We start from the raw sequence: 9,353 nt of genomic DNA on the forward strand, positions 1-9,353 counted from the left end.
GGCCGGCAGCGCCCAGTCGTGGGGCGCGGGCGGCTTGCAGGGGTCGGCCCGCCGGCCGCCGCGGCCCCCGGCGCCCGCAGCGCCGAGGCGGTGACGGGATCGTCCTCGCCGTGGGTGTCGGTCGACACCGGCGCGCCGCGCCCGCCCCGGGCGCGCCCGCCCGCCGGGGCCGGGGCTCCCGCGTGATCGCGGCGGGCGCGCGGCGGCTAGGATCGGCGCCGTGCCCGACCGCGTCGACGCGCTGCTGCGCGACCTCACCGGCGAGGATCGCGGCGCGCGGCGCGCCGCCGCGCCCCTCCTCGCCGACCTCGGCGCGCCGGTGGTCGAGCGCCTGCTGCCCCTGTGCGCCGACGGCGCCTCGCGCTACTCGCCGGCGGAGTCGGTCCTGCACCGCATCGGCGAGGCCGCGCTGCTGCCGCTGCGCGAGGTGCGGCGGCGCGGGCCGGGCCGGCTGCGCCGCACGGCCCTGCGGCTGCTGGTGGACCTGGGCGGCGCCGAGTGCCTGGCGGAGGCCGACCGGCGCGCCGTGGAGCGGCTGGTGCGGATCCGGCTCGCCGAGGAGGGCGACGTGCGCCTGCCCTCCGACGCCGGCCGCTGGCTGGCCTTCCCCGCCGACCGGTTCGACGACGCGGTCGCGGCGCTGGACCTGCACGGCCTGACGCCCGCCACCGTGGCCATGGGCGTGGCCGCCGCCACCGCAGCCGAGAACTCCCGGGAGTTCCGGGACGCCCAGGGCGCCACCGCCACCGCCTACCGGGTGTTCATCACCCCGGAGTTCGAGAACTGGCAACACGAGGGGCCGGGCCGGATGTGGCGGCTGGTGTGGGGCGACTCCTTCGTGGACGAACTCGACGGCTTCACCCTGGCCGACCGGCTCAGCCGGCGATGCGGCGAGGCCCACTTCTACGGCATCGACCCCTACCACTCCGCCGAGAACTGGTACGTGTCGCGCGAGGGCCGGGGCGTGCGCGGCTACAGCACCTACGCCGACCCCCCGTTCTTCGGCGACCCGCTGCCGTTCGAGGCCGGCGAGGACGAGGACTCCGAGGGCACGGTGCACGCCTCCACCGCGGCGTTCTTGCTGTCGGTGGAGCCCGGCCCCATGTCCGCGCACGGGACGCGCGGCCACGGGTGGCTGGCCACCACCCGCCCCGAGGTCCCCCTCGACCGGTTCCGCGGCGCCCTGCCCGTCTGAGGCGCCGGCGCTCAGGGGGTGCCGGCGGGCACCTCCTCCTGGGGGGCCGACTGCTGCTGCCCGCTGGGCGGGGGCGTGCGCGCCGGCGCCGGGGCGCTGAAGTACAGCGCGGTCAGCATGGCCAGCAGCACCAGCGCGATCAGCCCGCACACCAGCCAGGCGAACGCCTTGGTGGCGCTGAACCCGGGGTCGGAGTCCTGGTCGGCACCGAAGTCGGCCAGGTGCCGGGCCAGGCGCGGGTCCTCCTCGCCGAGACGCCGCTCGATCTCGGCGAGGATCCGCCGTTCGTTCTCACGCAGTGACATGGCACCCTCCTCGCCGCGCGGACGGCCGCCGCCCGGGTGGTCCGCCGCGGCCACCCGGTCCCTGGTAATGGTTCTATCCGCCGGGGGCCGTGCCAGTCGTGCCCGGCGCCGATTTCGTGTCCGAACACGAGAGCGCCGCCGCGCCGCCCGCCCTCGGCCCCCGCTACAGGTACAGCCCGGGGCGCCGCTCGGCGGGGGCGTCCTCGGCGGTGGCGGGGACGTCGGCGGCGGTCAGCTCGCGCAGCACGTCGGCGTCCAGCCGGTCCAGCCCGGAGATCCGGGCGGCCTGGTTGGCGGCGGTGCGCGCGAACACCGCCTCGGCCAGCCGCCCGTTGGCGAAGTCGGGGCGGCGGGGGGTGCGGGCCAGGCAGGCGCGGACGGCCCGCTCGGCGCCCGCGCCCAGGCGGAACCCGGCCTCGCGGGCGCGCTCGGCCACGATGGCGAACAGCTCGTCGTCGGTGTAGTCGGCGAAGTGCAGCCGCTTGGCGATCTGGGCGGCCAGGACGGGGTGGTAGTCCAGGAAGGAGCCCAACTCGTCCTGGGGGCCGGTGAGCACGACCACCAGGTCCTGGGCGTTGTCGGCCATCATCCGGGCCAGGGTCTCCACGGTCTCGGCGGCGCTGACCTGGCCGGGCCGGTTGGCGCCCAGCTCGTGGGCGTCGGCCACCAGCAGCACCCCGCCCAGCGCCGCGCGCACCGCCTCGGCCACCGGTTCGGCGTCACGGTCGTAGGCGGGCGCCGACAGGGTGCGGCGGTCGGCGCGCACCAGGTGGCCCGAGGACAGCAGTCCCCGGTGGCCGTAGACGGCGCCCAGGACGGCGGCCACGGTGGACTTGGCGGTGCCGGGGTTGCCGGTGAAGGCGAGGTGGCCGGGGGCGGCCGCGGCGTGGATGCCGGCGTCGCGGCGGGCCTGCTCCACCCGCGCGCGGGCGTCCAGGGCGCGCACCTCGCTCTTGACGCGGGCCTGGCCCACCAGGTCCGCCAGGGCGGCCAGCGGGTCCTCGGGCAGGGCGGCGCCGACCCGGGCGCTGGCGGTGGCGGGGATGTCGGCCGGGCGCAGCTCGCCCAGCGCGTCGGCGCCGTGGTCGGTGCCCTCGGTGACGCGGCGCGCCTGGAGGGCGATGGCGCGCTCCAGCAGGTTGCGCACCACGCGGGCGTTGCCGAAGGACGCGTCGCGGGGGGCGGCGCGCAGCACCTGGCGCACGCGGGCGGCGGTCTCCTCGCCGACCCGGAAGCCGGCGTCGGCGGCCATGACGCGGAAGATGTCGGTCAGCTCGTCGTCGGTGTAGTCGGCGAAGGCCAGGTGGCGGGGGAACCGGGAGGCCACGCCGGGGTTGGACGCCAGGAAGCGCGTCATCTCGCGCTCGTAGCCGGCGACGACCACCACCAGGTCGTCGCGGAAGTCCTCCATCATCTTCAGCAGGGTGGCCACGGCCTCGTGGCCGAAGTCGTTGCGGGAGCTGGACTCGGTGAGGGTGTAGGCCTCGTCGATGAACAGCACGCCGCCCACCGCCGACTTTACGACCTTCTCCACGCGCGGCGCGGTCTGGCCGATGTACTCGGCGACCAGGTCGGCCCGGCTCACCTCGACCATGTGGCCCGAGGCCAGCAGGCCGAGGTCGGCGTAGATGGCGCCTAGCATGCGGGCCACGGTGGTCTTGGCGGTGCCGGGGTTGCCCAGGAACACCATGTGGCGGGTGGGCGAGGCGGCGGGCGCACCGGCGGCCTCGCGCAGCCGCTCGGCGCGGGCCTCGGCCGCATACAGCCGGATCTCGCGCTTGACGGCGCTGAGCCCCACGAGCCGGTCCAGCTCGCGCAGCGGCCCGGCGGCGGGGTCGGTCTCGGCGGTTGCGGCGGGCGGGGTGTCGGGTGCGGGGGTGCCCGGCGCGGCGGCGTCCTCGGTCTCCTCGGCAGGCGCGGCCCCCTGGGCGGTCGGCACGACGGCCTCGGCCGCCTCGGCGGGGCCGGCGCCCGGCCGCGGCGCGGCGGTGTCGGGGATGTCCTCGGGCAGCAGCAGCGCCAGCGCCTCGGCGTCGGCGGCCTCGCCCAGGGCGGCCACGCGGCGGGCCTGGAGCGCGGCGGCGCGCTCGGCCAGGCTGCGCACGGTGCGGGCGTTGCCGAAGGAGGGGCCGCGCGCGGTGCGGCGCAGCAACTGGTCGACGCGGGCGCGGGTGCCCTCGGCGAGGGTGAAGCCCATGGAGGTGGCGGCGGTGGTGAACACGTCGGTGAGCTGGGGACCGGTGAAGTCGGGGAAGTGCAGCCGGCGGGCGAACCGGGCGGCCAGGCGCGGGTTGGCGGCCAGGAACCGGCCCATGTCGCGCTCGGGTCCGCTGAGCACCACCACGAAGGCGTCACCGCGCTCCTCCAGGTGCTTGAGCAGCGCGTTGATGACGTCGGCGCCCAGCCCCTTGCCCGAGTCCGACTCGGTGAGGGCGTGGGCGTCCTCGACCAGCAGCACCCCGCCCATGGCGCTCTTCACGATCTGCTCCACTCGCGCGGGGGTCTGGCCGATGTACTCCCCCACCAGTTCGGCGCGGCCCACCTCCACCACGTGGCCCGAGGACAGGGTGCCGGCGGCGGCGTAGAGGGAGCCGAGGATGCGGGCGACGGTGGACTTGGCGGTGCCGGGGTTGCCGGTGAAGACCAGGTGGCGGGCCGGAGGGGTGATGGTGACCCCGGCCTCGGTGCGCAGCCGCTCCACCCGCGCCTCCTCGGCGTAGGCGCGGACCTCCCGCTTGACCGAATCCAGGCCCACCAGTGCGTCGAGTTCGGCCAGCGGCGCGGCCAGGGAGCGCGCGGAGTCGTCGGTGCCGTCCTCGGCGGTGCCGGAGTCCTCGCCCTTGGCGTCGGGCACCCCGGTGGGCACGCCGACCAGGCGGCGCGGCGGCCGGCCGTAGCGGCGCAGGTCCTGCTGGAAGCCGACGACCGGCAGCGGGATCCCCACGGTCGGCTTTTGCAGCACGTCGTCGTCGGCGGAGGCCAGCGCGGTGGCCACGCGGGTGCCCATGTCCAGCCAGGCGCGGCAGGCGTCGGCCTCGCCGGCCAGCACGGCCTGCCACAGCCAGGTGCGGGCGCGCCGGCTCCAGGCGGTCTGGTTGTAGGTGGCACGCTCGGCGGTGAGGCGCTCGACCTGCTCGTCGAAGTCCGGGCGGTCCAGCACCACGCTGGCGATGGGCGGGAAGCTGGGCAGCTTCAGGCCGATGGCCAGGTCGCCCAGCACGTCGGCGATGTCGGGGACGTCGTGGGCGACGGCGGACAGACGCTCGTGGGCGGCGCGGAACCCGGCGAAGGCCCACCGCAGGAAGTCGCCGGGCGGGGCGAACTCGGGGACGACGGCCAGCACGTCCTCGCCGGCGGCGGCCATCCACACCTTGCGCAGCTCGCGCGGCTTCTCGGTGAGGTCGACGGCGCGGGCGGCGGGGTCGGCGGCGCGGGTGCGGTGCAGCTCCAGCAGCACCGCCCGGCGGTCGTCCCAGGGGGCGATGCCCTCCACCGCCTCCAGCACCTCGTAGATCAGCGCGAGCGCGGTCTCGCGCTCGGCGTCGCCGCGCGCGGTCTCGAACAGCTCATAGGAGGGCGGCAGCCGCAGGTTGTCGAAGATCCACTGGGTGTGGTCGGTGGTGACGTTGGAGTTAGGCAGGTGGTCGCCGACCAGGATGGCGGGCATGCGGGCGTAGTAGCCGGCGTTGACGCGGATCGCCCCGGAGAGCATGACTACCTGCTGGAGCACCTCGTTGGCCATGCGGTCGCGGGTGCCGGCGCGGAAGGGCTCGGCGCGGGGGTCCTCCATCAGCTTGGTGATGCGCCCGCTCAACTCCTCGACCAGGCCGTCGGGCACGCGCCACGGGCCGTAGGAGTAGACGTCCAGCACCGGCTCGTCGGTGAGGAGCAACTCCAAGTGCTCGGGAAGGCGGATGGCCGTCAACCTGGCTCCTTAACGCTGGATGGGGGGCGGGGCCGCCCGGAGGCGGCGTGCTGTTCTCCATGGTGGGGGCGCGCGGGCGCGTGGGGTCCGACGGGGCGGGGCCCCGGCCGGTTCCGGTCACCGCCGGCGGGCGGTGCCTCAGCGGCTGGAGAGGCGCGCCTCGGGGCTGGGGGCGCTCTCGGCGCGGTAGTCGTCCAGGGCGGTGACGTGGTAGCGCACCGCTCCGTCCACGGGGTCGGTGTCGGTGAACTCGGGGGCGTCGCCGGCGCCGGTGACGGCCAGCAGGTTCTCGGCGCCGGCCAGGTCGCAGGGGTCGTCGCCCTCGCCGGCCACCCGGTAGACGGCGTAGAAGCGGGCGCCTTCGGCGGGCTCCCAGGACAGGCGGACCTCGCCGCCGGTGCGCTGGGCGTCGAGCCGGGTGACGGCCTGGGGGGCGCGGTCGCCGGCGCCGTCGGCGGCGGGGGGCAGGGCGGGGCGCTCGTAGTGGTCGGCGCGCACCCGGTCCATGGCCTCCTCGGCGCGGCCGGTGAGGTCGCTGATGGAGAAGTAGACGTCGCCGCCGACCTCGGGGTGCTCGGCGTTGAAGTCCAGTTGGCGGCTGAGCGCGTCGGCGCCGCGCCATTCGGGCTCGCCCACCCGATAGGCGGCCTGGCCGATGTAGAGGTCCACGCCGGTGCCGGCGACCTGCTCGGACCACCAGGGCACCAGCTCGGCGTAGTCGGCGGCGGCGAACCCCTGGTGCCAGTAGAGCTGGGGCACGACGTAGTCGACCGTGCCCTCGCGGATCCAGGCGCGGGTGTCGGCGTACTGGGCGTCGTAGGACTCCAGGCCCTGGGTGGCCGAACCCTCGGGGTCGCTCCCGGCGTTGCGCCAGATCCCGAAGGGCGACACCCCGAAGCGCACCCACGGCTTGGTGTCGCGGATGCGGCCGTGGATCTCGGAGATGAGCGTGGTGACGTTGTCGCGCCGCCAGGCGGCCCGGCTGTCGAAGTCTCCGCCGTGGCGCCGCCAACTGCGGTCGTCGTCGAACTCCTCGCCCTCGGCCGGGTAGGGGTAGAAGTAGTCGTCGAAGTGGACGCCGTCGATGTCGTAGCGCTCCACCACGTCCAGGACGACGTCGCCCACCCAGTGCCGCACGTCGGGGTTGCCCGGGTCCAGGTAGCCCTCCTCGCCGTACTCCACCAGCCAGTCGGGGTGGCGGCGGGCGGGGTGGTCGGCGGAGAGGTTCTCCAGGTCGGGGTCCTGCCAGCCGACCCGGTAGGGGTTGAACCAGGCGTGCAGCTCCAGGCCGCGGGCGTGGGCCTGCTCCACGGCGTAGGCCAGCGGGTCGTAGCCGGGGTCGCCGCCCTGCTCGCCGGTGAGGTAGCGCGCCCAGGGCTCCAGCTCGGAGTCGTAGAGGGCGTCGGCGGTGGGGCGCACGTGGAAGAACACCGCGTTGAGGCCCATGTCGCGGGCGCGGTCGAGCTGGTCGTCCAGCTCCCGGCGCTGCTCGCGGGCGCTGAGGCCCGGCTGGGAGGGCCAGTCGATGTTGCGGACGGTGGCGATCCAGGCGCCGCGCAACTGGCGCTTGGGGTGCTCGCCCTGGGGCGCGCAGTCGGTGGGGATCGGCTGGGGGCGCTGAGCGTGAGGGGAGGGCGAGGCGCCGTCGCCGCCGGGGGCGGACGGCAGGCAGCCGCCCAGCAGGGGGACAGCGGTGATCAACGCCACGGCTCCGAGCAGCCGTCGCATCCGTGCTTTACCTCCGGTTTGGCAGAACGAGCCCTTTTCCTGGCATTCCGGCACAGCCTATGGCGGCCCGGCGGGTCGTCGGACCACGGCGGCGGCGGGCGGCCGCGCCCCAACGGCACGTGAGGGGATTTACGGGCTTTTAAGATGGGCGGTTGTGACAGCCGCTCTGGACCAAGCGCCCGAACTGGACGTGCGCACGCGCGCCCTGCCCCGCGACATCGACCCCCTGGAGCGGCTGCCGGCCACCGCGCCGCTGGCCTGGCTGCGCGAGGGCGAGGGGATCGCCGCCTGGGGCGAGGCCGCCCGCATCACCCTGCCGCCCGAGTCCGGCGCCGTGGGCACCGCCCGCTTCACCGGCGCGGCCGCCGCCCTGGAGGGGGTGTGGACCCGCACCCGCGTCAGCGACGAGGTGGGGCTGCCGGGCACCGGCGCCCTGGCCTTCGGCTCCTTCACCTTCGACCCCCGCTCGGCGGGCTCGGTCCTGGTGGTGCCGCGCGTGGTCTGGGGGCGCCGCAACGGCAAGGCGTGGGTGACGACCGTGGTCGACCGCGGCGGCGAGCACCCCGACCCCGCCAACCCCCTGGGGGCGGTGCCCCCGGCCGCGCCCGTGGGGCCGCTGGAGTGGCACCAGGGCGCGCTCAGCGCCGAGGAGTGGGAGGACGCCGTGGCGCGGGCGGTGGCGCGCATCCGCGGCGGCGGCAGCCTGGAGAAGGCGGTCATGGCCCGCGACGTGGTCGCCCAGGCCGCCCGGCCCATCGACGCCCGCACCCTGCTGCGCCGGCTGGCCCGCGACTACCCCGACTGCTACACCTTCTCGGTGGCGGGCATGGTCGGCGCCACCCCCGAACTGCTGCTGCGCCGCGAGGGCGACGAGGTCCACTCGGTGGTACTGGCCGGCACCCGCCCGCGCGGCGCCACACCCGAGGAGGACGCCCGCCTGGCGGCCGAACTCGCCGCCTCGGCCAAGGACGCCGAGGAGCACCGCCTGGCCATCGAGTCGCTGCGGCGCACGCTCTCGCCGCTGAGCACCGACGTGCGCGCGCCCGACCGGCCGCAACTGGTGCGGCTGCCCAACGTCCAGCACCTGGCGTCCCCGGCCGCCGCCCGCCTGCTGCCGGGGGTCTCCACCCTCCAGGTGGTGGCGGCCCTGCACCCCACGGCCGCGGTGGGCGGCACACCCACGGACGCGGCGGTGGAGCTGATCGCCGAACTGGAGGGCATGGACCGGGGGCGCTACGCCGGTCCGGTGGGCTGGATCGACTCGGCGGGCAACGGGGAGTGGGGCATCGCCCTGCGCTGCGCCCACGTGGAGGGCACCCGCGCCCGCCTGTTCGCCGGCTGCGGGATCGTGGCGGGCTCCCAACCGGCCGAGGAACTCGCGGAGGCCGAGGCCAAGCTGCGGGTGATGCGGGCGGCGCTCACTGACGAGGCCGAATAGTCGGCGGCCTGCCCGGCTGCCCGACCAGCCGATCAATCCCCAACATCACCACCAGCCCCACCAGCCCCAAACGGACCGGGACGGCGGTTATCGGCCCGCGCCCGGGCGGTCGGGGTAAGCGACGGGGCGGCGACGGCGGCGGAGGTCTGGGGCAGGCGGTCAACGGACCCCGCCCCAGTGGTCGGGGTGGGCGACGGGGCAGCGAGGCGAAGCCCAGCCCCGGGCCGCGATCACCGGTACTCGGGGCGGGTGGTGGAGGTGAGCGACGGGGCGGCAACGACGGCGGACGGCTCGGACAAGCGATCAACGGACCTCACCCCAGCGGCTGAAGTGCGCGACGGGGGCGGGCAGTCGGGGCGGGCGGGACCGGCTCGGGTCGGCGAGGGCCGTTCAGGCGAAGGCGGGGTCAGAGCGCGAGACGCGCGGGCCTTTTGGCTGCCGAAACCTCTTCCCCGTGTTCGGAGCGACCGGCACCTTCCCCAATGGGACAAATGGGACTCCAACCCTCTGAAATCTCACATGGTGAGACGAGAACGGCCCCATTCACGACGAGGCGCGGCTAGCAGTCGCCGCTTTGAAGGAAAGCCGCATCTCGTCGCCCACGAAAACGGGCATAGAAGAGAAAAGGGTGCCGCCTTGGTGTCAATGGGTTGTTGCGACTAGCAGTTCGTCCAGCTTCTCGGCCGGGGTGCGATACCCCAGCGTCTTGCGCGGGCGGGTGTTGAGCAGCCCCTCCACCCGGTCCAACTCAGCCCTCTCCAC

Annotated in this window: 5 protein-coding genes; 2 read left to right on the forward strand and 3 right to left on the reverse strand. The window is 75.7% G+C overall.

Annotated elements, in window-relative coordinates; genetic code table 11:
* Positions 1-220: 220 nt before the first annotated feature.
* Positions 221-1,195: a hypothetical protein gene (locus tag LG943_RS27120; protein ID WP_270075227.1), complete on the forward strand. Its 975-nt coding sequence runs from the start codon at positions 221-223 to the stop codon at positions 1,193-1,195.
* An 11-nt stretch (positions 1,196-1,206) separates the two neighbouring features.
* On the opposite strand, the gene LG943_RS27125 is transcribed toward LG943_RS27120, so the two are convergent.
* The 3 genes from LG943_RS27125 to LG943_RS27135 form a co-directional block, all read right to left on the reverse strand.
* Complete coding sequence (locus LG943_RS27125; protein WP_270075228.1) at positions 1,207-1,500, reverse strand: DUF3040 domain-containing protein; 294 nt, start codon at positions 1,498-1,500, stop codon at positions 1,207-1,209.
* Between the two features lie 163 nt (positions 1,501-1,663).
* Positions 1,664-5,425 (reverse strand): AAA family ATPase, encoded by a 3,762-nt coding sequence (locus tag LG943_RS27130; protein ID WP_270075229.1) that lies wholly within the window; start codon positions 5,423-5,425, stop codon positions 1,664-1,666.
* A 138-nt stretch (positions 5,426-5,563) separates the two neighbouring features.
* Complete coding sequence (locus LG943_RS27135) at positions 5,564-7,153, reverse strand: glycoside hydrolase family 10 protein (protein ID WP_270075230.1); 1,590 nt, start codon at positions 7,151-7,153, stop codon at positions 5,564-5,566.
* A gap of 154 nt (positions 7,154-7,307) precedes the next feature.
* Between LG943_RS27135 and LG943_RS27140 the strand changes: the two genes are divergently transcribed.
* Complete coding sequence (locus LG943_RS27140; protein ID WP_408648665.1) at positions 7,308-8,591, forward strand: isochorismate synthase; 1,284 nt, start codon at positions 7,308-7,310, stop codon at positions 8,589-8,591.
* Positions 8,592-9,353 lie beyond the last annotated feature (762 nt).

Source organism: Streptomonospora mangrovi, assembly GCF_027604915.1.
Lineage (GTDB): Bacteria > Actinomycetota > Actinomycetes > Streptosporangiales > Streptosporangiaceae > Streptomonospora > Streptomonospora mangrovi.